Here is a 19,731-nt window from a genome sequence, read left to right as displayed (position 1 = left end):
GGCGCCCGGTGAAAGTGGTTCGGTTCGCGGGCGTCAGAGCGTCACGCGGTCGCCGGGCCCCGACCAGAATCGGTCGACTGCGAGCACGACGGCTATCGCCACCGGGAACGCGGCGAGCCACGTGTAGACCTGCGTGAGTGGGTCCGGGAGGCCGACGACCCCGACTACCAGCAACGTGACGACGCTCCCGACGGCGACGGTTCGCGCGGCGACGTAGCGGCGTCCCGGGTCGCGGCTTCGGTCGTGTCGGCGGCGAAGCGCGTACAGCGTCAGTAGGAACACGGGGTACGTGACGAGTGCGAGCAGCCCCCACCGCCACGGACTGACCTCGCGCGAGGCCGCGTCGAGAGCGACCCAGCAGACGAGCGAACCGACGGTCGTCAGCAGAACGAGTAGCGGGACGGCGGGGAGGAGGGCGTCGAGGAACACGACGGATACCTCACGGACACCGGCGATAAGCCTCGTGGTCGGGCCCGCTCAGTCCTGACGGGCCAGCGAGACCCCGATGTCGTGTTCGACGAACAAGAAGACGGCGAGGACGGCGAGGCCGACGACCGACGGGTCGACGGCACCGAAGCCGACGGCTTCGAGGACGCCACTGAACTGAGGCCCCTCGAAGACCAGCAACAACCAGACCGTCGCGCCGATACCCTCCACGAGGCTGAAGCCGACCGTGCTGAGGTTGAACGTCTCCGAGAGCGGTGCCCGCCCTCGGAGGACGTTGTGCTCCACGCTGTGTTGTGGGACGAGCAACACCGTGAGCAAGACGCCGGCGATGAGCACGCCGTTTACGCCGCCGATTCGGTGGGCGATTCCCAGCCAGACTGCCCAGAGGAGCGCCTCGGAGGCGGCGACCCCGGCGAGGCGAGCGAACGGAAGCCGAAGCGAGAGACCGTTGACCGTCACGTCGGTCAGGACGTGCTCTACGACCAGACCGACCGTCAGCACTGCCAGCGCGATACCCGAGGCCCGTGAGATGAGCGGCGCGCCCTCCGCGAGCGCCAACCAGAGCCCCAACGTGACCGTCTCGACGAGCGTGAACCCCACCATGAGGAGTGTCCGGACCGTGGCCCGGAGCCCTGTCAGCGATTGCATCTGCGATGCGTCGAACGTGGCCATGGACGTGCTGTGCCCGGGCCACATTTAGTTAGGTATCTGCTAAACTCCGTCTCCGGACCTCACGAGGGTGTCGGCGCTCGCGCCCGCCGGCGGTCCCTCGCTGCTCGATGGTCCCACGGTACGCGCTGTCGTACTGTACCAAAGAGCGACATCGAACCGACCTAACGTGTCGTTACTGTCGGAAGACGAGCTAGTAAGGTGCTCCTCCGTAGGGGGTGGTCGCTCTCGTCGGAACGACCGCGCGAAACGAGGTTCCGCGGTCAGTCGTCCGCGAACCAGACGCTTACGCCGGAGCGAGTGAAACGCTCCGTAGTTAATCGTCTGCGTCTGCGAACCAGACGCTTACGCCGGAGAGAATGAAACGCTCCGTAGTTAATCGTCTGCTTCGACGTCGGAGCGGGTCTGGTCGAGATAGGGCAACTGTTCGGCCGTCTCCTCGATGGCGTTTCGGTTCGCCTTCATCAGCGCCGTCGTGTCCCAGATGCCCTCGACGAGCGCCTGTCGCTGGGCGTCGTCGACGGAGACGTTGATTTCGTTGCCGAGCGCAGAACTCTCCGAGTCCTGCTCTGCTCCGGAATCGGACGATTCCGGAACGCCGTAGCGGACCGTCTCGGCCGCCACGTCGACTTCGATTTTCCCGTCGGGGTTGTCGTCGACCCACTGCTGGAGGGCGTTGATGCTCTCGTGGTCGGCGGTGACCGTCGGGATGCCCAGCGCGAGACAGTTACCCGCGAAGATTTCCGCGAAGCCCTCGCCGATGATGGCGTCGATGCCCCAGCGCATCAGCGCCTGCGGGGCGTGTTCGCGGGAGGAGCCACAGCCGAAGTTGTTGTTGACCACCATGACGTTGGCGTCCTGGAACCGCTCCTCGTTCATCGGGTGGTCCTTCTGGTTGTCCTCGTCGTCGAACCGCAGGTCGAAGAAGGCGAACTCGCCCAACCCGTCGAAGGTGACGACCTTCATGAACCGGGCCGGGATAATCTGGTCCGTGTCGATGTCGTTCCCGCGGATGGGGATGCCGGTCCCCTCGACGTAGTCGACCTCGGGAATCTCCTCGGTGGGGTCGCTCATTGCAGAGCCACCTCCTTCAGGTCGCGCACGTCAGACACCTCGCCGGTGATGGCCGCGGCGGCCACCATCCGGGGGTTCATCAGGACGGTGCGGCCGTCCTTCGAGCCCTGTCGGCCGACGAAGTTCCGGTTCGACGAGGAGGCACAGGCCTCGTCGCCCTCTAGCTGGTCCTCGTTCATGCCCAGACACATCGAACAGCCGGCGTTGCGCCACTCGAAGCCGGCTTCCTCGAAGACGTCCTTCAGGCCCTCCTCCTCGGCGGCGCGCTGGACGCGCTGACTGCCGGGGACGACGAACGCGCGCACGTCGTCGTCGACCTGTCGGCCCTTCACGATGCGGGCCGCACGGCGCAGGTCGGGCAGGCGGGCGTTGGTACAGGACCCGAGGAAGGCGACGTCGATGTCGTATCCCTCCATCGTCTCTCCCGGTTCGACGCGCATGTGGTCTTGCGCGCGCCGAGCGGTGTCCTGCTTGTCCTCCGGGAGGTCCTCGGGGGCCGGAATCGGGTCGTCGATGCCGATGCCCTGCCCGGGGGTGGTCCCCCACGTGACGACGGGGTCGAGTTCGCTCGCGTCGATTTCCACGACGTCGTCGTACTCGGCGTCGTCGTCGCTCTGGATGGACTCCCAGTACGGCTTCAGTTCCTCGAACTTCTCGGGGTTCTCTCGGAAGTAGTCCGTGTCCTTCAGCCACTCGAAGGTGGTCTCGTCGGGGTTGACGTAGCCCGCGCGAGCGCCGCCCTCGATGGACATGTTACAGATGGACATCCGCCCCTCCATGTCGAGGTTCTCGATGGCCTCGCCGGCGTACTCGTAGACGTAGCCGACGCCGCCCTCTGTTCCCAGACGGCGGATGATTTCGAGGATGATGTCCTTGGCCTCGACGCCCTCGCCGAGTTCGCCGTTGACCTCGATTTTCCGGACCTGCTGTTTCTCCATCGCGATGGTCTGGGTCGCCAGCACGTCGCGAATCTGGCTGGTCCCGATACCGAACGCCAGCGCGCCGAAGGCGCCGTGGGTCGAGGTGTGGCTGTCACCGCAGACGATGGTCTTGCCGGGTTGGGTGATGCCCTGCTCCGGGCCGATGACGTGGACGATACCTTGGTCGCCCGTCGTCGGGTCCGAGAACTGGATGCCCGCGTCGCGGACGTTCTCCTCGAGTTCCGACATCATCCGTTCGGCGGCGTCGTCGGCGTACGGGCGGTCCTGGTTCGCCGTCGGGACGATGTGGTCGACCGTGGCGTGCGTCAGGTCGGGCCGCGCGACTTCGAGACCCCGCTCTTGGAGCATGCCGAACGCCTGCGGACTGGTGACCTCGTGGATGAGGTGGAGACCGACGAACAACTGGTCCTGCCCGTTCGGCAGTGTGGTGACTTTGTGCCGGTCCCATACCTTGTCGTACAGGGTTCCCTCGCTCATACTGTCTCGTCCCGTCCTTCGGTGCCGCGCTCGTAGGCGCGGGAGACGCCCTCACCGGGCGCTTCGTGGTCTACGTCTTCCATCGTCTCCTCGGTCGCCTCGTCTTCGGCGTCTGCTTCGCCGCCGTCGGCGGCCACGGTCGGACCCCGCTTGAACGCCGCGCCGAAGGTGTCGTTCGTGTGTGGATGCGTGTGGTCCACGTCGCCCATCGTGTCGTTGGTGCTGTCGTCAGTCATCTGCTGGTGCTTCCTGTTCCTCTGTCTGCTGGTCGGCGTCTTCGCCCCACGCGAACAGTTCGCGCAGGCCGGCGCCGACCTCCTCTATCTGGTGGTTCTGTTCTGCGTCGCGGTACTGCTTGTAGGCCGGCCGGTGGGCCTGATTCTCCGAAATCCACTCGCGAGCGAACTCGCCGTTCTGGACCTCTTCGAGAATCTTCTCCATGCCCTCGCGGTCGATGACCTCCTCACCGCGGGTCAGACCGCCGTACTCGGCGGTGTCGGAGACGGAGTTCCACATCCCCATGTGGCCGCCTTCGTACATCAGGTCGACGATGAGTTTGAGTTCGTTCAGGCACTCGAAGTAGGCCATCTCCGGCGCGTAGCCGGCGTCGACCAGCGTCTCGAACCCGGCCTTGACCATCTCGGTGACGCCGCCACAGAGGACGGCCTGTTCGCCGAACAGGTCGGTCTCGACCTCCTCCTGGAACGTCGTCTCGATGACGCCGGCGCGGGTACAGCCGATGCCCTTCGCGTAGGCCAGCGACTCCTCCTTGGCGTTCCCCGTCGCGTCCTGATAGACGGCGATGAGTCCGGGGGTCCCTTCGCCGCGCTCGTAGGTCCGGCGGACGAGGTGGCCGGGGGACTTCGGCGCGACCATCGTCACGTCCACGTCCTCCGGGGGCTCTATCTGGCCGTAGTGGATGTTGAAGCCGTGGGCGAACTGGAGCGTGTCGCCGGCGTCGAGTTCGTCCTCGATGGCCTCGTAGACGGCCGGCTGGACGGTGTCGGGGACGAGGAGGACGACGCGGTCGGCCTCGCGGGCCGCCACGTCGGGCGTCTCGACGCGCAGGCCGGCGTCCTCGGCGGCCGAGCGAGACGAGGAGTCCTCGCGGAGGCCGACGACGACGTCGACGCCGGAGTCGTGGAGGTTCAGCGCGTGGGCGTGGCCCTGTGAGCCGTAACCGAGTACGGCAACTGTCTCGTCGTCGAGTGTCGATACGTCTGCGTCGTCGTCGTAGTAGACTTCGGTCGTGAGTTCGTCAGTCATCTTTATCGAGTGTCGTGGGGCCTCGTTCCAGTGCGGCGGCCCCGGTCCGCACTATCTCCTGCACGTCGAACTGCCGGAAGGCGTCGACGGCGGCGTCTATCTTCTGTTTGCTACCCGTCACCTCGACGGTCACCGAGTCGGTGGAGGCGTCGACGGCCTGGCCGCCGTACATCTCCGCGACGGCGTTGACGTCGTCGGGTTTCTCCCCGCCGACCTTGATGAGCGCGAGTTCGCGCCGGACCGCCTTCGGTTCCAGTTCCATCACCGAGATGACCGGGACCAGTTTCTCCAGTTGCTTCTTGGCCTGTTCGATGCCCGGTTCCGGCTCCTCGATGAGGATGGTCATTCGGGCCGTATCGTCCTCACTCGTCGGCCCGACGGTGAGGCTTTCGATGTTGAACTGGCGGCGGCTGAACAGCCCGGACACTTCCGAGAGCACGCCCGGGCGGTGTTTGACCAGCGCCGACAGCACCGCCTGCCGCGGTTCGTGGGTCACTTCGGCCTCGGGGTCGACGCGAATCCCTTGCGAGTTGCGTCGGCCCTCGGGGCGCATCCGTTCGTCCGGTGCCGGGCCTGGCATTCCTCCGGTCATGGTTAGAGCATCTCCAGATGGTCTTCTTCCAGTGCGAACAGACCGTTGTCGCCGCCGCTCGGGACCATCGGGAAGACGTTCTCCCCGGGGTCGATGTGAGCGTCGATGACGGACGGCCCGTCGTAGTCGCGGGCGGCCTGGATGGTGTCCTCGACGTCGTCGTACTCTTCGAGGCGGAACCCGCGGGCTCCGAAGGCCTCTGCGAGCTTGTCGAACTGCGGAATCCACGGGTACTCGGAGGCCATCCGACGGCCCTCGTAGAACCCGTCCTGCCACTGGCGGACCATCCCGACGGCCTCGTTGTTGAGGATGACGTAGGTGATGTCGAGGTTCTCCCGGACCGCGACCGAGAGGCCCTGCACCGTCATCAGGAACGACCCGTCGCCGTCGAAGCAGACGACCTCTTGGTCCGGTGCGGCCAGTTTCGCGCCGATGGCCGCGGGCACGCCGTAGCCCATCGTCCCGAGGCCGTGGGAAGACACCCACGTCCGGGGCTCGGTGTACTCCCAGAACTGGGAGGCCCACATCTGGTGTTGGCCGACGCCGGTACAGACGATGGTGTCGTCCGGCGTCACCTCCGAGAACGTCTCGACGACGTACTGCGGCTTCAGCGGTTCGTCGTCGGGCGTCTCGTACTCCATCGGGTACTCGTCTTTCCAGTCCTGACACTGCTGGCGCCACTCGTCGACGTCCGGCGCGCGCGGCATCGCGTCGAACAGTTGGCGCAGGACCGCGCGAGCGTCCCCGACCAGCGGGTAGTCGGCGTAGACGTTCTTGCTTATCTCCGCCGGGTCGATGTCGACGTGGACGATGTCGGCGTCTGGGGCGAAGGAGTCGACCCCGCCGGTCAGGCGGTCGTCGAACCGCGTCCCGATGGCCAGCATGCAGTCGGTGTTCGTGATGGCCATGTTGGCGTAGCCGGTGCCGTGCATCCCGGCCCATTCGAGCGAGAGTTCGTGGTCCTCGGGGAAGCTACCGATGCCGGGCATCGTCGTGATGACCGGAATCTCGTACTCCATGGCGAACTCCCGCAACGCCGACGAGGCGTCGGCCTTGATGACGCCGCCACCGGAGAGGATGACCGGCCGGTCGGCGTCGGCCAACACGTCGGCGGCCTCCTGAACGGCCTCGTCGTCGGCCTCCTCGGGCACGTCGTAGGTGTCGGGCGTGGACGGCGCCATCGGTTCGACGTCCGTCTCGCCCTGCGTGACGTCCTTCGGGAGGTCGACGAGCGTCGGTCCCTGTCGGCCGGCGTCGGCCAGCGCGAACGCCTCGCTCACGTCGTTCCCGACGGTGTCGGAGTGGTTCGCGAAGTAGCTCTCCTTGGTTATCGGCTGGGTGATGCCGACGGTGTCCGTCTCTTGGAACGCGTCGTTGCCGACGAAGTCCGTCGGGACCTGCCCCGTCAGCGCAATCATCGGGTCGGAGTCCATTGACGCGTCGGCGATGCCGGTGACGAGGTTCGTCGCGCCCGGCCCGGACGTGGCGAAACAGACCCCGGGGTCGCCGGTGACGATGCCATACGCGTCGGCGGCGTGGGAGGCCCCCTGCTCGTGAGCCATCGTGACGTGGGTGATGTCCGAGTCGTACAGGGCGTCGTAGACGGGCATGATGGCCCCGCCCTGCACCCCGAAGATGTACTCCGCGCCCGCGTTCTCTAGCGCGCGGACCACTGACTGAGCGCCGGTGGTGACCGGGGCCTGTTCCGCCGTCGCGTCGTCTGTCTGGTCCTCTGTGGGTTCGTCTTCGGCGGGGACGGACGCACGTTCGCTCATGCTGTCCCCCCGTGTGACGGTCGATACCGCGGTGGTGTGTGTGGTGTGTGCATAGCTGGAGTCTCCGATGGGTGGTGGGTAGTCGATTCGGCCGGCGACGAAAGTGGGTAGTGAGGGGCTAGACAGCCCCTACAATACGCTCGTCGCGAAGAAGGAGCGCGCCGCTGGACGGTCTGCGAGTCCGGTGTCCAGCGCGCGCTGTCATCACGTCGAGAGTCTGTCGGCCACGCATAATAAACGTTCTGTGAGAGGTGCTGGCGCACGCCTCGGCGACCGAGACGTGAGACTGCGCACCGCTGGTGGCGGTTCGTCGCGGCCGGAGGTGCGGTCATCGGCCTACGCGCGGACCTCCTCGGTCTCCTCGTCGACGCCGACTTCCTTGGCGAACCGCTCCAGTTCGCTCATCGTGACCTGCTGTTTCTCCGCGCCGTAGTCCTTGACGCGGCGGGTCACCTCTCGCACCTCGGCGTCGGTCGGCGCGTAGCCCGCGTCGACCAGTCGCTCGCGTACCGAGTGCGCGCCGGTGTGTTTCCCCAACACCAGTTCTCGCTCGGCACCGACCATCTCGGGGGTCATGACGCCGGGTTCGAACGTGTCGGAGTTCTCGATGACGCCGGCCGCGTGGATGCCGCTCTCGTGGGAGAAGGCGTTCCGTCCCACGATGGGCTTGTTGGCCGGGACCGGGATGTCGGACTTCTCCTCGACCAGCCGCGACAGCTCCGTGATACGGGTGGTGTCGACGCCGGTGTCGACGTCGTACAGCGACTCCAGCGTCATGACGACCTCTTCGTAGGCCGCGTTCCCGGCGCGTTCGCCGATGCCGTTGACCGACACCTGCGCCTGACTCGCGCCGGCCTCGAACCCGGAGATGGCGTTCGCAGAGGCCAGTCCGAAGTCGTCGTGTGCGTGGACGTCGATGCGGGCGTCCGTGTGCCCGTCGACCTTCTCGATGAGGTCGTAGAACCGCCGCGGCGTCGCGACGCCGCACGTGTCAGGGATGTTTATCCAGTCCGCACCCGCCTCGGACGTCGCCTCGATGACGTCGACGAGGAACCCCTCGTCGGTCCGGGTGGCGTCCATCGGCGAGAACATGCACTCGGCGCCGGCCTCGACGATGCGCTCGACGGACTCGACGGCCGAGTCCAGCGCCTCCTGCCGGGTCGCGTGCATGGAATCCTGTAACTGTACGTCCGACGTCGAGACGAAGGTGTGGACCATGTCCACACCCGAATCCAAGGCCGCCTCGATGTCTTTCTCGACCACACGCGCCAGTCCGCAGGTCGTCACGTTCGTGGACTCGGCGATGTCGCGCACTGCCTCGAACTCCGCGTCGGAGTTGACGGGGAACCCGGCCTCGATGACGTGGGTGCCCATCTCGTCGAGTACAGCGGCTATCTCGCGTTTGTCCTCGTAGTTGAACGACGTGCGCGGCGATTGCTCTCCGTCGCGCAGTGTGGTGTCGAAAATCCGTGCGTCTGTTATCTCAGACGTGGAATCCAGTGTGCCCTGGAAGAACTCGATCCGCCGGAGATTCCGACGTGCCCTCGTTGTTGGACATAAGCACCTGTATCTGGACACTTGCAGTACTTATAGTTGTCCATCGGGCCGGTTCTGGGCGGTCGGTCACTTTCAGTCGGCCGACAGGCGTCTGACGCGGGCCGAGGATTTTTGCCGTCGCCGCGTCTGTACGCGGGTATGAGTGATTTCGAGGGACTGGACCTGCAGGCCGTCGAGGACCAGATGGAGGCCGACGCCGACGCGGCCGGGAGCAACCGCGTCGTCCTCGGCGTACTGGACGGGACCACCGAGGACGAGGAGTGGTTGGAGACCATCGAGGACGGCGCCGTCCTCGTGTTGAACGTCGACGGCGACCTGAACGACCTCGCCTCGGGGTTCGCCCGGCCGGTCAAGGAGTCAGGTGGCGAACTGATGCACTTCCGCGGCTTCCTCGTCGTCACGCCGCCCGGCGTCAGCATCGACACCGACCGCCTCTGAGCCGCGTTCTCGCCGCTAGTTCCCCTCGCCCACCAGCGTCAGGTAGTGACCGTCCGGGTCACGGACGCGGGCGCCCTCGTCGACGGACGTCACCGCCAGCGCGTCGTCGGCCACCTCGCGGGCGACCGACTTCGGGTCCTCTGCGGCGACCCCGAAGTCGACGTGGACGCCGCCGCGGGCGTCGGCGATGCCGAGACGCGGCGACCAGAGTTCGAGGTCGAGTTCGCCGGTCGTCAAGCGTACGCGGCCGTCTTCGCGCCCGTCGTCGACCATCTCGAACCCGAGCGTCCGGTAGAACTCGACGGCCGCGTCGAGGGCCTCGACTTCGAGGACGAGTTCGAACAACCCCGTCACGCCGTGCCCGTCGTGGGGGCGCTCGCCGAGTTCGACGCAGTTGCCCTCGGGGTCGTAGAAATACAGCGACCGCTGTCCGCCGAACGTCTCCTCCACGAGGTCGAAACGGTCGTCGAGTCGGTCCCACCAGTCGTCGTACGCGCGCTCGGGAATCGTTAGCGCGTAGTGGGTGTGGAGGCCGCCGCGGGGGACCGGCCCCGGCGACCGAAGGCGGAGTTCGGTGTCGCCCGCGGCCAGCACCGCCTCCCGGTCGTCCTCTCTGACCACGTCCATCTCGAGGAAGGCGTCGTAGAACGCCGTCATCCGGTCCGTGTACTTCACTTCGAGCGTGAGCCACTCCGGGTGCGAGAGCATGCTCTAGCGTTTGCGGGCGACGGTGAAAACTCTCGGCACTGTCGTCGTTCAGTTTCCGACCGGTCACCCCACTCCGTCTGCACTTCGGTCCGTTCCTCGTTGTCGTCGGTGGCCGCGTTTCGAGCATTTATCCACGCCGAGGCCCTACGGAGTGCTATGCCGATGAAAGGTTCCGGAGCGGCGACGACTTGGGAGGAGACGAACCGCTGGGACCGGGGGGCGAGTTGGCTCGCGTATCCCCACGAGACGATGCAGCGGGCGAGCCACGTCCTCGATACGGACGCCGGCGTCGTCGTCGTCGACCCGGTGGACGCCGACGGTATCGACGACCTGTTCGCCGAGTTCGGCGAGGTGGCCGGCGTCGCAGTCCTGCTGGACCGGCACAAGCGCGACAGCGCCGCCGTCGCGAACCGACACGACGCCCCCGTCTACGTCCCGGAGTGGATGTCCGGCGTCGAGTCGGAACTGGACGCGCCGGTCGAGCGGGTCCGGCGTCAGATTCCCGGGACGGACTACGGCGTCCACAAACTCGTCAAGAACCCGGTCTGGCAGGAAGCGGCCCTCTACGGCGACGACGACGACACGCTCGTCGTGCCCGAAGCGGTCGGGACGGCCGACTACTTTCTCGCCGGCGACGAGCGGTTGGGCGTCCATCCAATGCTCCGCCTCACGCCGCCGTCCAAACTCAACCGACTGGACCCGGACCGCCTCCTCGTCGGCCACGGGCACGGCATCATGGAGGACGCGAGCGAGGCGCTGACCTACGCCCTCCGCGGGTCCCGCAGTCGGACGCCGGGGCTGTACGCGAAGAACCTCAAGTCACTCGTCCTCGGTTGAGACGGGAAGAGAGACGCTTGGGCGACGGGATTATACGTTCACCGCGCCAACAGGACGTGTGGTCTACGTCACACGCGGCCTCGTCGAGACGCTGTTGCGGTTGGCTCGGGAGGCAGAGCCGGACGACGTGACGATATCGCTGGCGGTGACACCGGCGGCGGACCTCCCCGACGCCGACTTGGACCCCGAGACGCCGGTGTTCACGGACTTTTACCTCCCGTCGGCCGGCAGTTCGGTCAACGCCGTCTTCGGGATGGACCTGGGGACGCCGGCCGGCCAGACGCAGGGCCGGTTCGTCTCCCACTCGGACGGCTACATGGGCGTCAGCAAGACGGACGACCTCCACGCGGTGGTGTTCGTCGCCGTCCCGCCGTGGGACGAGGCATCGTTCGCCGCGTTCGACCGGTCCGGCCGGAGGCAGGAGGTCACGGTTCTGGACGTCGAACCGCCCGAAGAGTCGCTCGCCTGACTACTCCAGGTAGCCGAGGTCGCGGAGTTGGTCCGCGATGTCCTGAAACTCCGCCTCCGTCAGTTCGCCCTCTCGCTGGTGCTGAACGACGATGCTCCGGAGCAGGAACCTGACGAGGTCCGACGTGCTGGAGAAACTGGTCCCTTCGATTGTCCCCTCGACGCGCTCGGCGAGGTCCTTCGGTATCGAGACGGTCGTGTATTCGGCCATGTTCGAGGGGAGGCTATCCGGAAGGAAAACGGTTGTGTCCCGGCGTCAGCGGTGGTCGTCCGCCTCGGTGTCGAACTGTCCGGCGGTCGCCGAACTGGTCGGTGAGAACATCATCTGTGCGCCGGCGGACCGAGAGCGCCGTGCGCTGTCGAACGTCGGTGTCTCTGTCGGATACACGTCGTCGTCGGTGGGAGTCGTGATTCGTGTGGTCATCCTGGGGGTCGTGTGGGTCGTCTGGGGTAGTCGATGGTCGATTCCGAGTCGGCGCGTGCGGCGCGTGCTTTGGGTACAAGCATAGGCTACCACCTCCTTTTCCCCCATCCATCATAAATGTTCATGACTATCTCGGCGGGGGACTGTCGGTGGCAAGACCTTTGTTAACGTACGCCAAACTTCGGCACGGAGGAACACGATGGGCCTCCTCTCACGCCTCAGAGGCATCGGCAGCAACGACACGGACGAAGCGGTCGAGATGGGCTACGAGTGTGTCGTCTGCGGCGAACAGACGGAACTGCCGGAAGCCGCGTGTCCGAACTGCGGTGGGCAGATGGAGAAACTGTAGGGCGGCCTGCCCACCTACACCACCAGCCGTTTTTCGTACTCCGTGAAGTTCTCGTAGCCGTCCTCGGTGACGACGGCGATGTCCTCGATGCGGATGCCACCCACGTCCGGGTCGTAGAGACCGGGTTCGATAGTGACGACGTGACCCGGTTCGAGTTCCCCGCCGTTCGGTGAGAGACGCGGGAGTTCGTGGACGTCGAGACCCACGCCGTGACCGGTACTGTGGATGAACCCCGTCTCCGTTCGGTCGTCGCTCCGCAGAGTCGCGTGGCCCGCGTCCTCGTAGACGTCACAGACGGCGTCGTGGACGTCCTCGCCGGTGGCACCGGGTTCCAGCGCGTTGAAGGCCGCGTCCATGGCTCGCTCGGTCAGGTCGTACCACTCCCGGACCGTCTCGCTCGGCGTGCCCTTGCAGAACGTCCGAGTCATGTCGGCGTGATACTTCGTCGCCTTGTCCTGCGGGAAGATGTCGACGATTATCGGCTCGTCGGCCGTCAGCGGTCCGCTCCCCCGGTCGTGGGGGTCGGCGGCGTCGGCACCGCAGGCAACGATAGTCTCGTCCAGCGAACAGCCGTGACGCAGCAGCGTCACCTCTATCTCCTCTTTGACTCGCTCGCTGGTCAGCGCCTCCCCGTCGTACTGGAGCGTCCCGTCGTCCGCGACGGAAGCCGCTGCCAGCAGTTCCTCGGCGGCCGCCATCGACGCCTCGTTCGCTCGCTGTGCGGCCCGGACGTGGTCGAGTTCTTCCGGGGTCTTGGTCGCGCGAATCTCCGTGAGGACGCCGTCGGTGTCCGCGGTCACCTCGACGCCGCGGGCCCGCAGACCGTCGGCCGTCTCGAGCGGGAACCGCGGCGGAACTGCGACGCTCTCCACGTCGTACGAGGAGAGGAACGCCGCGAGCACGTGCGAGACGGCTTCCTCGGGCCCGTGCTCGTCGACCAGTTCGGCGTGGTCGAAGTCGACGTACCGCTGGACCGAGTCGGCGCGGGCCTCCCGCTTGGCCCGTCCGAACTCCAGACTGCGCGGGAACAGGAGGTGCGTCTCGCCGTCGTACAGCGTGACGAACGGGTCCGGCGCGTCGAACCCGGAGAGGTAGTACTGGTCCGAGTCCTCCGAGTCGGCGTCCAGCAGGTAAGCGTCGGTGTCCGTGTCGTCGAGATACTCGTCGAGTGCCGAGAGGTCGGGGTCCATACCCTGTCGTCCGAGCGGCGACGGCAAAGGGCTACCGCCGTCCGAATCCGACGGTCGCTACCGCCGCGAGATGCGAGGTTATGCCCGTAGAGCGCGTAGCGCAACCATGCAGGCAGACAGAGACACCATCGAACAGACCGTCGAGCGCCTCGTCGACGACGTGAGCGAGTGGCCCCACGTGACCGTCGGTGAACACCGCTTCGGCGGCACCGAGTTCCGGGTGGGTCCCCGCGAAATCGGCCACGTCCACACGTGGGGGATGGTCGACATCGCCTACCTCCGGCGACTCCGTGACGTCCTCGTAAACGCGGGAGAGACGGGTCCCCACCACCTCCTGACCGAGTCGGGGTGGACGACCTACTACGTCGAGTCCCCCGACGACTACGGCCACGCGCGGTGGCTCCTCCGCCTCTCGTATCTCTACCACGTCGACGTCCTGAAGGGGACGCCAGCGGGGGCCGAGGAGTTCGCCGACGTCGACGTCGAGGACGAGTTGGCGGAACTGGCCCTCAGCGACGACGTCCGCGCGGCGTTCGAGCGGCGCTGAGCGCGTGACAGTCCCATAGTAACCGCGGCCGCAGTAGCGAATTTAAGCTCCGAGACAGCGCCTAGAGTCCGCATGGCAACAGTCACGTCGCGGTACCCGATGGCACAGAGCGCCGGCGAACTCACCCGCAGGACCACGCCCGGCGTCCTCGTCGCGTTGCACGTCGTCGCCGTGCCGCTGGTGGCGTTCGTCGTCGGCGCAGTTCGGCGCTGAGCGAGCCGTCAGATCCGTTTTCGCTCGGTTCCCCAGAGCGGTAGCCTCTTGTCGCCCGCCCGCAATCGCCCGGACATGGACGTCACGATACGCGAGTCTGCGGTCGCCGGGACCACGCAGGCCCCGCCGTCGAAGAGTTACACGCACCGGGCCATCCTCGCCGCCGGATACGCCGGGGGTGCGACCGTTCACGACCCACTGGTCAGCGCGGATACGAAGGCGACGATGCGCGCAGTCAGCGCCTACGGCGGCACCGTCGACCGGAGCGACGAGAGCGCCATCGCCGTCTCCGGGTTCGACGGCCGCCCCGAGACGCCCGACGACGTCATCGACTGCGCCAACAGCGGCACGACGATGCGACTGGTGACGGCGACGGCCGCGCTACAGGACGAACTCGCCGTCCTCACCGGCGACGACTCGCTCCGCTCCCGGCCGCAGGGGCCGCTACTGGACGCTATCGGGCAACTCGACGGCCGAGCAGAGAGCACGCGCTCGAACGGGCAGGCCCCCCTCGTCGTCGGCGGCGGTATCGACGGCGGCACCGTCGCTATCCCCGGCGACGTCTCGTCGCAGTACATCACCGCCCTCCTGATGGCCGGCGCAGTGACCGAGACGGGCATCGACGTGGAACTGACGACCGAACTCAAGTCGTCGCCGTACGTCGACATCACGCTCGAAGTGTTGGAGGACTTCGGCGTCACCACCGAGCAGACCGACGACGGCTACACGGTCGCCGGCGGCCAGTCCTACGACCCGGCCGACGGCACCTATCACGTCCCCGGCGACTTCTCCTCGATGAGCTACCTGCTCGCGATGGGGGCGCTGGCGGGCGACGACGCGGTGACGGTCACCTCGGCGTTCCCGAGCGCACAGGGCGACTCCGCCATCGTCGACGTCCTCGAACGGATGGGGGCGACGCTCGACTGGGACCGCGAGGACGGCGAGATTACCGTCGAACGGTCGGCGCTATCGGGCGTCGAAGTCGGCGTCGAGGACACGCCGGACCTCCTGCCGACCATCGCGACGCTCGGCGCGGCCGCCGACGGCGTCACGCGAATCACGGACGCCGAACACGTCCGGTACAAGGAGACGGACCGCGTGAGCGCGATGGCCGAGGAACTGACGAAGATGGGCGCCGAAGTCGAGGAGGAGCAGGACGAACTGATAGTCTACGGCGAGGACACCGAGTTGCGTGGTGCGACCGTCGACGGCCGGGCCGACCACCGCATCATCATGTCGCTGGCCGTCGCCGGCCTCGTCGCCGACGGCGAGACCACCGTCACGGGGGCCGAACACGTCGACGTCTCCTTCCCGAACTTCTTCGACGTGCTGTCGGACCTCGGCGGGGCCGTCGAGCGGTAGCGACCGGACGGGGACCCCGTCGCGCGCATCTACAAGGTTCAAATGCCCCCGCCTCCGAAACGTTGCTAATGAACGGCAACGAGTTCGGTCGTCTCTTTCGCATGACGACCTACGGCGAATCGCACGGGGAGGCGATGGGGTGTACGGTGTCCGGCGTCCCCGCCGGCGTCGAACTCTCCGAAGAAGAGATTCAGAAGGACCTCGACCGGCGGAAACCCGGCCAGTCGATGATTACGACCTCTCGAGGAGAGCCGGACAAGGTGAAGGTCAACTCCGGGATTCAGGACGGGTACACGACGGGGACGCCCATCGGGATGGTCATCCAGAACAAGGACGCCCGCTCGGGGAAGTACGAACCGTTCATCACGGCCCCGCGCCCCTCTCACGGCGACTACACCTACTCGGCGAAGTTCGGGACGCGAAACTGGGGCGGCGGCGGCCGCTCCTCGGCCCGCGAGACGGTCAACTGGGTCGCCGCCGGCGGCGTCGCCAAACAGGTCCTCGAACAGTCCGACTACGACGTGACCATCAAAGCCCACGTCTGCCAGATAGGCGACGTCGAGGCGGACGACGTGACGTTCGAGGAGATACTCGAACACTCCGAGGAGAACGAGGTCCGCTGTGCCGACCCAGAGGCCGCCGAGGAGATGCGGGAACTGGCCGACAAGTACCAGAAAGAGGGCGACTCCATCGGCGGCGCCATCTACTTCGAGTGCCGCGGCGTCCCATCGGGTCTGGGCGCGCCGCGATTCGACAGTTTCCCCTCCCGACTCGCACAGGCGATGTACTCCATCCCGGCGGTCAACGACTTCGAGTACGGCATCGGCCGCGAGGCCCGGACGACGGCCGGCAGCGAGTACAACGAGGACTGGGCCTTCGACGAGGACGGCCACCCGGTGCCGGAGGGGAACGACCACGGCGGCATCCAGGGCGGCATCACGACCGGTCAGCCGATATACGGCGAAGTTAGCTGGCATCCGCCGGTCTCCATCCCGAAGACCCAGACGACCGTCGACTGGGAGACGGGCGAGGAGAAGGAGATTACCGTCACCGGGCGTCACGACCCAGTCCTGCCGCCGCGCGCCGTCCCGGTAGTCGAGGCGATGCTGTACTGCACCGTCTTGGACTTCATGCTGCTGGGCGGCCGCATCAACCCCGACAGGTTGGACGGCCGCCCGGGCGAGTACGACACCGACTACCACCCATCCAGCCCCCAGAACGACCCCGAAGACGCCGAGACGCACGCCAAGACCGTCGACGAGGACTAACATGGACGCCAATCAGGAGTCCATCGCGAACCCGTTCGGGATGGACGAGGACTGTCAGAACTGCCCGGCCCTCTGTGAGACCCGGGCGAACGTCGTCCACGGCTACGGCGACGTGGGCGCGGAGTTCGTGGTCCTCGGTGACTCGCCGAGCGAGGGGGCAGACGAGTCCGGCATCCCCTTCACCGGCGAGACGGAGCGCGAACTGCTCGACGTCCTCCACGCGGTGGACATGGTCGCGGACCCCGACGCCGCCGAACCCGAGATGAAGAACGCCTTCCTCACCTACGTCACCCGGTGTCGCCATCCCGACCGGCCGGCGACCGGCGAGGAAGTGCTCAACTGCGAACCGTACCTCAACAGCGAGATACGGATGATAAACCCCGAGATTCTGCTCCCCGTCGGCCAGCGGCCCCTCGAAGAACTGGCCTTCGAGTACACCACGCTCTCCGAGGACGAATTGGACATCGAGGAACGACACGCCACCACTATCCGGGGGCGAGGCTTCGAGATTCTGCCGATGCTCCCGCCCGCCGAGCAGACCGACGCCGAACGCGAGGCGTTCCTGGAGCACTTCAGCGACGTCCTCGGACAGGACTACCGCCAGACGAAGGGCCGTCGCGGTCGGTAGCGCTCCCGTCTCCCGTCTCTCGTCCGCCGTTTCGAACGCCCGTGCCCAGAACGGAACCGACTAACCACAGACGGCCCCAGAGGGAGGTATGACCACGGTCGCAGTGCTCGCGGACCCCCCTGTCGAGGGGTTCGTCCTGCCCGAACTGGCCGCGGGACCGCTCGACGAACCCGAAGCGGCGGCCCTCTACACCGCTATGCTGGGCGACGTCTGCCGGGCCGTCGAGGCCAGCGGCGCAGAGTTGCTCGTCAACTACCGGGCCGCCGAACAGGTCCCCGACGGCGTGGACCCGGAGGCCGCCGTCAGGGAACCGCTGGACGAGGCGCTCCAGCGCCCCGATGAAGCGCGGTACGAGGTACAGGTCGGGTCGACGTTCGCCGGTCGGGTCGGGAACACAGTCACCCACCTGCTGGACCGCGAGGGCGTGGCCACCGTCGCCGCCGTCGAACCGACCGCCGGCCTCCTCGCCCGCCAGCAGATAGACAGCGCGGCGATGAAACTCCGCTCCAGCGACGTCGTGCTCGGCCCGGCCACCGACGGCCGGGTGTACTACGCCGGGTTCGGCGAACCGCTGGACTTCGAGGACGCCTACGCCACGCCCTCGGTCCAGACGCTCGTCGGCCGGGCGGAGGACGCCGGCCTCGACGTCGACTTCCTCCCGACGGTCCCCACCGTCGAGACGCCGGCCGACCTTCGAACCGTCGTCCCGCTACTCCGCGCCCGTCAGCGGGCGGGCCGGGTGGTCCCGCCGCGGACGACCGGTCTCGTCGACGCGTTCGGCCTGCGCGTCCGCGACGGGGAGGACGGCCCCGAGTTGGTCCGCGAGTAATCGACAGGCCTTAGAGGAGTCCACCGTTAGCACTGCCTGCGGTGGGGTGGCAGAGTGGCCTATTGCGCCTGCCTTGAAAGCAGGTATCCTCACGGATTCCTGGGTTCGAATCCCAGCCCCACCGTTTTGCTCCGAGCGATTCGGGAGCGGAACGAGCGGGTATCTCGGACGGCCCCGAACGCCCACGATAGCTGAAAACATCGTGGAAGCGAACGGTCGGTTTTAAGCCGCTGGTGGGGCTCAGAAAGACGTGATGCTGCGATTCATTCGGTCCCCAGGGGTGTCTGGAACGCGCGGGTTCGCGGTCTGTATCGCTCTCCTCCTCGTCGCCGGTTCGGTGGTCGGGCCGGCGGCCGCCGCCCCCCGACTCTTCGTCAGCGGCGGGTCCCTAGAGTCGGGGACGGCAATAGCCGGCGAGGACTTCGACGTGACCGTCACCGTCAAAAATACCGGCGACGACGGCGGTGCGCTCACCGTCTCCGTCACCCGGAACGGGTCGGGAATCGCCGAACGCCGCGTCGTCGTGGACAGCGACGAGAGCGTTCGCTTCACCGAGACAATACAGTTCGACGACCCCGGACGCTACGTCATCGAGGCCGAGGGTCGAGAGTTGGGCACGGTCCGCGTCGAGCGAGCGAGCGCGGCCGTCACCAACGAGACGACGGACCAGCGGACGGTAGAGGTACGCGCCGGTGCGGTGCCGACCACGGAACCGTACACCCTCCAGTTCCCGAACGCGTCCGACCGCTCGATGGCCGTCGAGTCGTGGACGGTCGAGGCGAATCGAGGGCAGTTCACCCAGCAGGTGACCGAGTACACGGTGCCGAATGCCTCGGACGCGCGACTGCCCGGCGACGCGTCGGCGACGGTCCTCGGGGTCGTCACCGTCGGGTCCACCGACGGCATCGACGCGGCGACGATGCGGGTCGCCGTCGACCGAGCGCGTCTGCGGGAGACGGGCCTCGACGCGACAGAGGTGAGCGTCTACCACCAGAACGAGTCGACGTGGGAGCGGTTGAACACGACGGTCGCCGAGGAACGGGCCGACGCCGTCGTCTTCGAGGCCAGAGCCACCGACTTCTCGACATTCGCCGTCGGTCGCATCGAACCCGAGTTCTCCATCGTGAATACGAGTTTCCGGTCGGTGAACTCCGCAGACGGCCAGCGAATAGTCCTCGAAGGCGTCGTCCGGAACGACGGCGGCGTCGCTGGTGAGTACGACGCCCGGATGCTGGTCAACGACGACGAGGTCAACGCCACGACGGTCCGGGTGCCCGCGAACGACGAGCGGTCGGTGACGCTGTCCCACGACGTCACCGAACCGGACACATACGAGATACGCTTGAACGACGAAGACGCCGGGAGCCTCGTCATCAGTCAGAGTCAGGTCGAGACCGAGACGCCGGACGCCGAACGGACGACGGCCGACCCCGACAGCGAGAACGCCGACCGCCAAGGCGAAACCACCGACGCCGGCCCGCCCCTCGGGGACACCAGTGACCTCCTCCCCGAAGGCGTCCCCGGGACGGTACTCGGCATCGACACCGTCTACCTTGCCGGCGGCGTCGGCGTCGCACTGGTCGTGTTCTTCGGCGTCGTGGCGTTGCTCCGGCGAGGCGGCGGCGGGGGCAACAGCGGCGGGTTCGAGCAACTGTAAGGTCGGTTCCCGGAC

At 67.0% G+C, this 19,731-nt stretch carries 24 protein-coding genes and 1 tRNA gene; 12 read left to right on the top strand and 13 right to left on the bottom strand.

All coding sequences use genetic code 11. The features are described 5' to 3' along the window. Window positions 1-33 precede the first annotated feature (33 nt). The 9 genes from Hhyl6_RS17210 to Hhyl6_RS17170 form a co-directional block, all read right to left on the bottom strand. Entirely contained in the window at window positions 34-429 is a 396-nt protein-coding gene (locus Hhyl6_RS17210; RefSeq protein WP_483740474.1) for a hypothetical protein, read from the bottom strand. Between the two features lie 48 nt (window positions 430-477). Next, window positions 478-1,095 (bottom strand): hypothetical protein, encoded by a 618-nt coding sequence (locus Hhyl6_RS17205; RefSeq protein WP_483740473.1) that lies wholly within the window; start codon window positions 1,093-1,095, stop codon window positions 478-480. 396 nt (window positions 1,096-1,491) lie between these two features. Further along, entirely contained in the window at window positions 1,492-2,190 is a 699-nt protein-coding gene (gene leuD / locus Hhyl6_RS17200; protein WP_483740472.1) for a 3-isopropylmalate dehydratase small subunit, read from the bottom strand. Next, on the bottom strand, window positions 2,187-3,608 hold the full coding sequence (gene leuC, locus Hhyl6_RS17195; RefSeq protein ID WP_483740471.1) for a 3-isopropylmalate dehydratase large subunit: 1,422 nt from the start codon (window positions 3,606-3,608) through the stop codon (window positions 2,187-2,189). Before leuC ends, leuD begins: the two co-directional genes overlap by 4 nt. Continuing rightward, window positions 3,605-3,844, bottom strand: a complete 240-nt coding sequence (locus Hhyl6_RS17190; protein WP_483740470.1) for a DUF7989 family protein — start codon at window positions 3,842-3,844, stop codon at window positions 3,605-3,607. Before Hhyl6_RS17190 ends, leuC begins: the two co-directional genes overlap by 4 nt. After that, window positions 3,837-4,874, bottom strand: a complete 1,038-nt coding sequence (ilvC, locus tag Hhyl6_RS17185) for a ketol-acid reductoisomerase (RefSeq protein ID WP_483740469.1) — start codon at window positions 4,872-4,874, stop codon at window positions 3,837-3,839. The genes Hhyl6_RS17190 and ilvC overlap by 8 nt, the downstream gene beginning before the upstream one ends. Beyond that, entirely contained in the window at window positions 4,867-5,454 is a 588-nt protein-coding gene (gene ilvN, locus Hhyl6_RS17180; RefSeq protein ID WP_483740468.1) for an acetolactate synthase small subunit, read from the bottom strand. Before ilvN ends, ilvC begins: the two co-directional genes overlap by 8 nt. Before the next feature lie 14 nt (window positions 5,455-5,468). Beyond that, window positions 5,469-7,241: a biosynthetic-type acetolactate synthase large subunit gene (ilvB, locus tag Hhyl6_RS17175; protein ID WP_483740467.1), complete on the bottom strand. Its 1,773-nt coding sequence runs from the start codon at window positions 7,239-7,241 to the stop codon at window positions 5,469-5,471. Window positions 7,242-7,577: 336 nt separating this feature from the next. Next, window positions 7,578-8,825, bottom strand: a complete 1,248-nt coding sequence (locus Hhyl6_RS17170) for a LeuA family protein (protein ID WP_483740739.1) — start codon at window positions 8,823-8,825, stop codon at window positions 7,578-7,580. Window positions 8,826-8,936: 111 nt separating this feature from the next. Between Hhyl6_RS17170 and Hhyl6_RS17165 the strand changes: the two genes are divergently transcribed. Next, entirely contained in the window at window positions 8,937-9,236 is a 300-nt protein-coding gene (locus tag Hhyl6_RS17165; RefSeq protein WP_483740466.1) for a DUF5779 family protein, read from the top strand. A 15-nt stretch (window positions 9,237-9,251) separates the two neighbouring features. On the opposite strand, the gene Hhyl6_RS17160 is transcribed toward Hhyl6_RS17165, so the two are convergent. Beyond that, window positions 9,252-9,944, bottom strand: coding sequence for a VOC family protein (locus Hhyl6_RS17160; RefSeq protein WP_483740465.1), 693 nt, complete (start codon window positions 9,942-9,944; stop codon window positions 9,252-9,254). 156 nt (window positions 9,945-10,100) lie between these two features. Here Hhyl6_RS17160 and Hhyl6_RS17155 point away from each other — a divergent pair, with 156 nt between their 5' ends. Together Hhyl6_RS17155 and Hhyl6_RS17150 are read left to right on the top strand one after the other, a co-directional pair. Continuing rightward, the gene (locus Hhyl6_RS17155; RefSeq protein ID WP_483740464.1) at window positions 10,101-10,781 is read left to right on the top strand and encodes a hypothetical protein; all 681 of its coding nucleotides are present in this window, start codon (window positions 10,101-10,103) and stop codon (window positions 10,779-10,781) included. 58 nt (window positions 10,782-10,839) lie between these two features. Further along, window positions 10,840-11,250, top strand: a complete 411-nt coding sequence (locus tag Hhyl6_RS17150; protein WP_483740463.1) for a JAB/MPN domain protein-containing protein — start codon at window positions 10,840-10,842, stop codon at window positions 11,248-11,250. Here Hhyl6_RS17150 and Hhyl6_RS17145 read toward each other — a convergent pair whose 3' ends face one another. Continuing rightward, on the bottom strand, window positions 11,251-11,460 hold the full coding sequence (locus tag Hhyl6_RS17145; RefSeq protein ID WP_166970745.1) for a ribbon-helix-helix domain-containing protein: 210 nt from the start codon (window positions 11,458-11,460) through the stop codon (window positions 11,251-11,253). Between the two features lie 45 nt (window positions 11,461-11,505). After that, on the bottom strand, window positions 11,506-11,673 hold the full coding sequence (locus Hhyl6_RS17140) for a hypothetical protein (RefSeq protein WP_483740462.1): 168 nt from the start codon (window positions 11,671-11,673) through the stop codon (window positions 11,506-11,508). A gap of 199 nt (window positions 11,674-11,872) precedes the next feature. Here Hhyl6_RS17140 and Hhyl6_RS17135 point away from each other — a divergent pair, with 199 nt between their 5' ends. After that, a complete protein-coding gene (locus tag Hhyl6_RS17135) occupies window positions 11,873-12,022 on the top strand; it encodes an FmdB family zinc ribbon protein (protein WP_483740461.1) in 150 nt (49 codons plus the stop codon). A gap of 14 nt (window positions 12,023-12,036) precedes the next feature. Here Hhyl6_RS17135 and Hhyl6_RS17130 read toward each other — a convergent pair whose 3' ends face one another. Then, window positions 12,037-13,212 (bottom strand): M24 family metallopeptidase, encoded by a 1,176-nt coding sequence (locus Hhyl6_RS17130; protein WP_483740460.1) that lies wholly within the window; start codon window positions 13,210-13,212, stop codon window positions 12,037-12,039. 106 nt (window positions 13,213-13,318) lie between these two features. Between Hhyl6_RS17130 and Hhyl6_RS17125 the strand changes: the two genes are divergently transcribed. From Hhyl6_RS17125 to Hhyl6_RS17090, 8 genes are all read left to right on the top strand, one after another. Then, a complete protein-coding gene (locus Hhyl6_RS17125) occupies window positions 13,319-13,759 on the top strand; it encodes a luciferase domain-containing protein (protein ID WP_483740459.1) in 441 nt (146 codons plus the stop codon). A 72-nt stretch (window positions 13,760-13,831) separates the two neighbouring features. Further along, on the top strand, window positions 13,832-13,972 hold the full coding sequence (locus Hhyl6_RS17120; RefSeq protein ID WP_483740458.1) for a hypothetical protein: 141 nt from the start codon (window positions 13,832-13,834) through the stop codon (window positions 13,970-13,972). Between the two features lie 75 nt (window positions 13,973-14,047). Continuing rightward, window positions 14,048-15,334, top strand: a complete 1,287-nt coding sequence (gene aroA, locus Hhyl6_RS17115; RefSeq protein ID WP_483740457.1) for a 3-phosphoshikimate 1-carboxyvinyltransferase — start codon at window positions 14,048-14,050, stop codon at window positions 15,332-15,334. A 68-nt stretch (window positions 15,335-15,402) separates the two neighbouring features. Then, entirely contained in the window at window positions 15,403-16,602 is a 1,200-nt protein-coding gene (gene aroC / locus Hhyl6_RS17110) for a chorismate synthase (protein WP_483740456.1), read from the top strand. 1 nt (window position 16,603) lies between these two features. After that, window positions 16,604-17,230 (top strand): uracil-DNA glycosylase, encoded by a 627-nt coding sequence (locus tag Hhyl6_RS17105; protein ID WP_483740455.1) that lies wholly within the window; start codon window positions 16,604-16,606, stop codon window positions 17,228-17,230. An 88-nt stretch (window positions 17,231-17,318) separates the two neighbouring features. Beyond that, window positions 17,319-18,059, top strand: coding sequence for a TIGR04282 family arsenosugar biosynthesis glycosyltransferase (locus Hhyl6_RS17100; protein WP_483740454.1), 741 nt, complete (start codon window positions 17,319-17,321; stop codon window positions 18,057-18,059). Between the two features lie 40 nt (window positions 18,060-18,099). Further along, window positions 18,100-18,183: transfer RNA gene (locus Hhyl6_RS17095), tRNA-Ser, on the top strand. Window positions 18,184-18,339: 156 nt separating this feature from the next. After that, entirely contained in the window at window positions 18,340-19,716 is a 1,377-nt protein-coding gene (locus tag Hhyl6_RS17090) for a PGF-pre-PGF domain-containing protein (protein WP_483740453.1), read from the top strand. The last annotated feature ends 15 nt before the right edge of the window (window positions 19,717-19,731 follow it).

It is taken from the genome of Haloarcula sp. H-hyl6, from assembly GCF_056934455.1.
This window is presented reverse-complemented; position numbering and strand designations above follow the sequence as displayed.

Coding starts and splice junctions, on each gene's coding strand:
- Hhyl6_RS17160 (WP_483740465.1), bottom strand. CDS start 9,944: ATGCTCTCGCACCCGGAGTGGCTCACGCTCGAAGTGAAGTACACGGAC.
- Hhyl6_RS17165 (WP_483740466.1), top strand. CDS start 8,937: ATGAGTGATTTCGAGGGACTGGACCTGCAGGCCGTCGAGGACCAGATG.
- leuC (WP_483740471.1), bottom strand. CDS start 3,608: ATGAGCGAGGGAACCCTGTACGACAAGGTATGGGACCGGCACAAAGTC.
- ilvB (WP_483740467.1), bottom strand. CDS start 7,241: ATGAGCGAACGTGCGTCCGTCCCCGCCGAAGACGAACCCACAGAGGAC.
- Hhyl6_RS17120 (WP_483740458.1), top strand. CDS start 13,832: ATGGCAACAGTCACGTCGCGGTACCCGATGGCACAGAGCGCCGGCGAA.
- Hhyl6_RS17145 (WP_166970745.1), bottom strand. CDS start 11,460: ATGGCCGAATACACGACCGTCTCGATACCGAAGGACCTCGCCGAGCGC.
- Hhyl6_RS17130 (WP_483740460.1), bottom strand. CDS start 13,212: ATGGACCCCGACCTCTCGGCACTCGACGAGTATCTCGACGACACGGAC.
- Hhyl6_RS17100 (WP_483740454.1), top strand. CDS start 17,319: ATGACCACGGTCGCAGTGCTCGCGGACCCCCCTGTCGAGGGGTTCGTC.
- Hhyl6_RS17190 (WP_483740470.1), bottom strand. CDS start 3,844: ATGACTGACGACAGCACCAACGACACGATGGGCGACGTGGACCACACG.
- Hhyl6_RS17105 (WP_483740455.1), top strand. CDS start 16,604: ATGGACGCCAATCAGGAGTCCATCGCGAACCCGTTCGGGATGGACGAG.
- aroA (WP_483740457.1), top strand. CDS start 14,048: ATGGACGTCACGATACGCGAGTCTGCGGTCGCCGGGACCACGCAGGCC.
- aroC (WP_483740456.1), top strand. CDS start 15,403: ATGAACGGCAACGAGTTCGGTCGTCTCTTTCGCATGACGACCTACGGC.
- Hhyl6_RS17135 (WP_483740461.1), top strand. CDS start 11,873: ATGGGCCTCCTCTCACGCCTCAGAGGCATCGGCAGCAACGACACGGAC.
- leuD (WP_483740472.1), bottom strand. CDS start 2,190: ATGAGCGACCCCACCGAGGAGATTCCCGAGGTCGACTACGTCGAGGGG.
- ilvC (WP_483740469.1), bottom strand. CDS start 4,874: ATGACTGACGAACTCACGACCGAAGTCTACTACGACGACGACGCAGAC.
- ilvN (WP_483740468.1), bottom strand. CDS start 5,454: ATGCCAGGCCCGGCACCGGACGAACGGATGCGCCCCGAGGGCCGACGC.
- Hhyl6_RS17125 (WP_483740459.1), top strand. CDS start 13,319: ATGCAGGCAGACAGAGACACCATCGAACAGACCGTCGAGCGCCTCGTC.
- Hhyl6_RS17155 (WP_483740464.1), top strand. CDS start 10,101: ATGCCGATGAAAGGTTCCGGAGCGGCGACGACTTGGGAGGAGACGAAC.
- Hhyl6_RS17140 (WP_483740462.1), bottom strand. CDS start 11,673: ATGACCACACGAATCACGACTCCCACCGACGACGACGTGTATCCGACA.
- Hhyl6_RS17205 (WP_483740473.1), bottom strand. CDS start 1,095: ATGCAATCGCTGACAGGGCTCCGGGCCACGGTCCGGACACTCCTCATG.